This window comes from Aestuariivirga sp. (genome assembly GCF_041738905.1).
Lineage (GTDB): Bacteria > Pseudomonadota > Alphaproteobacteria > Rhizobiales > Aestuariivirgaceae > Aestuariivirga.
Genome location: NZ_JBGSOZ010000094.1, coordinates 1 through 2828 on the forward strand (window position 1 = coordinate 1; position 2828 = coordinate 2828).

Consider the following 2828-nt stretch of genomic DNA (forward strand, 5'->3'; position numbering starts at 1 on the left):
GGGCCTCAGCGGAACACTGGCGGCTACGCTGATCGGAGACTGAGGATGCCTCGACGGGACTTGCGAACTCCGGCACTGTGAACATGGCCGAGGCGCACACCGCTATGCTAATGACGGAAATCCGAATGACTGATCTGTGCATGGCCGCCCCTCAATGCTCAACTTCAGCGGAGTATATTTAACGCAAACGCCACGGAAGAATGCGCCAAATGGAACAATCAAAATTATGCCTCGAACTTCCGGCCAGCTATCCTCTCAGCAAACGAGAGACTTAAACCATAGAAGTGAGGGTTGAACCGGTTCAATTAGGAGCGGCAATGTCTAACATAGACGCGGAACCCAAGCTCGGGGCACTTGGGCGCATTGGATGGATGGCGGAGCAGTCAACGGACTTTCAGTCGCGGATGGCCAAACTTGGCCGCTGGATGAGCTTTCGACGTGGACAGTCGGTCTATGCCATTGGCGACGAGGCTGATGGCATTTTCGGTCTGGGTGAAGGATTGCTTGACGTGTCGGTGATGCTTGATTCTGAACGGGAGGTGGTTCTGCACCGGGGAACCCCGGGCTTTTGGATCGGCGATGCTGCATTGCTCGGCCAATCGGTACGAACTCTCGGCGTGACGGCGGCAAGCGACTGCCAAGTGTTCAAGCTTCCGGCCTCCAAGGTACTGCGAAATCTGGACGAAAATCCGCGCGACTGGATGTGCTTTTACCGGCTGAGCCACATAAATGTGATGGTTTCGCTCAAGACGCTGGGCGAGGTGATCTCGCTCCCGCCTCGCGCGCTGTTCGCCCGCGCTCTGTTGCGGCTCGCCACGCCCGAAGGACAGGTGCGGATGACGCAGGAAGAGCTCAGCCGCATGGTGGGCATGAGCCGCACCTCCTTCCGTCGGGCCTTGGCCGCGCTGATCGACGTTGGAGTTATTGAACTCGACTATGGCGCCATCCTGATCCGCAACCTTGCGGCGCTTGAGATCGAGGCACGGGCCACCGACGATTAAGACGCTATCGCGCCCGAGAGCCGATCGTGACAGCTATAGCAGTTAAGCCCCTGCTCGCCTTCGTTCCTCCACTCGCCCCCTGCCCCCACCTCTCGGCAGCGCGCCACGCAGCCTCCTCCTTGGGCGACATCCTCTTCACCAGATAGCGCAACGTCTGTGGCAGCAACGCCTTTCCCCGCCTCGTCCCGAACTCGATTCAGAAGGAGGTCCGCTGCGCTACGAGGAAAGCCCCGGCGCCGAGACTCAAGGCAACGCGACCGGCCGGTGTTCAGGTCCACTGCCGCAATATCTTCCGAGTGGTGGCAGCTTCGATTGATGCCCGCCGTGTCGCTCATACGGATCGCTGCGCAGGTTGAACACCTTGGCACTCGGGCGAAGATACGCGGCGTCATCTCGAAGGGGTTGATCTTACAGAAGCGCAAGAAATAGAGACACCGGGCCGGACCAGCGCCTTGACAGGATGGTTGACTGTCCTTGGAAACTAAGCGCGTTGGGGTCGGGCCCCTCTTCCATGGCGCTTGAAACCATCGAAGTAAGGTTGATGACATATTGGATTCTGATGTAAATTCAGAAACTTACCGCCGCCGTACTTTTCCCACGCAGTCAGGAGCTTTGGAGAATACCGGGCTCTGAGAGACCCAAAATGTCCGGGCCGACATCTTGGCAGTCAGCAGCTTCTTGCTGAAAAGCCCGCATATACTGGGGATTTTCGTGACTGAAATTTCGAGGCGAGAGCTTTGGCACAGGGCCAACTGGCGGAGGGAAAGGGCCTGGAATCCAACGTTCTCCACCCGTAAATAATTGATTTTATTGAGATAAGTTTTGGGCACTTTTCGAATCCCATGCGCACATCCAGATGACAGCAAGAGTGTGACTACCCATTGAACGGCGGTCAAAACGACAAACACGCGATGGGTACCCTCACAATCAAATTGCTCTTGCAGACGATGGAAATACCAGGGGCGCAGCATCCGGCCGGATTTGCAGAAGTTCGAGAACCTTTGCATCGCCAAGACCGTCTTCAAGGCGATCGGCCCAGACTCGGAATAGCTTCAACTGATATCCGCCGAAAGATGTGATCATCGCAACATCTGACGCGTCGGAGCCACGGACCATCAGAATACGGCCCACCCTTGGTACATTGTACCTGGCATCGAATGTATGCCAGCGATGATCGAGATAGACCTCGAACCAAGCGCTGAAATCGCCAGGGCCAGAATAGGGCACACCGATGTCGCCGAGATATCCGCTGGCATAGCGTGCCGGAATGTTCATGGCACGGCAGAACGCAATCGCCAAATGCGCGAAATCACGGCAAACGCCGGTCTTCTCCCGGAAGACTTCCGAGGCGGTCTTGCTGGCGCGGCCGAACTGGTAGCCAAAGGTCACATGCTGGTGCACGAAGGTTGAAATGGCTTGGACACTGCCCCAGCCTTCCGGATGACTGGCGAACAATACCCACACCTCTTGCGTGAGATTGTCGCTGTCGCAGTAACGGCTGGGAATCAAGTGCTGTAAAACGTTGTCCAGCAACTCTGTTATGGGGTGCTATGTTGATTTAGGCCACGGTGTCCGTCGTCAGATGATTGTCCGGCGGCAGCCCTCATGAGACAAACTGGCTGACTTGAGGAAGAGAGGATTTCTGGTTCATCGTAGCTTTCAGGAGAAGCGCAGATGAGACAGAAGTCCGAGACGACGAAGACCACCTCCGAGCAGGTTGTGAAGAACATCCGGCGGGCGACACGGAAGCATCATTCGGCCGAGGAGAATATCCGCATTGTGCTGGATGGGCTTCGCGGCGAATACAGCATCGCCGAGCTGTGCCGG

2 protein-coding genes and 1 pseudogene are annotated in these 2828 nt (G+C 56.8%); 2 read left to right on the plus strand and 1 reads right to left on the minus strand.

Annotation, left to right across the window (positions count from 1 at the left end; translation table 11 throughout):
• Window positions 1–317 precede the first annotated feature (317 nt).
• Window positions 318–1001, plus strand: coding sequence for a Crp/Fnr family transcriptional regulator (locus ACEW8Q_RS08325; RefSeq protein ID WP_373503591.1), 684 nt, complete (start codon window positions 318–320; stop codon window positions 999–1001).
• A 927-nt stretch (window positions 1002–1928) separates the two neighbouring features.
• Here the strand turns inward: ACEW8Q_RS08325 and ACEW8Q_RS08330 are convergent.
• Window positions 1929–2534, minus strand: a complete 606-nt coding sequence (locus ACEW8Q_RS08330) for a transglutaminase family protein (RefSeq protein WP_373503592.1) — start codon at window positions 2532–2534, stop codon at window positions 1929–1931.
• 141 nt (window positions 2535–2675) lie between these two features.
• On the opposite strand from ACEW8Q_RS08330, the pseudogene ACEW8Q_RS08335 reads away from it, so the two are divergent.
• Window positions 2676–2828 (plus strand): annotated as a pseudogene (locus ACEW8Q_RS08335) (IS3 family transposase); the annotation flags it as partial.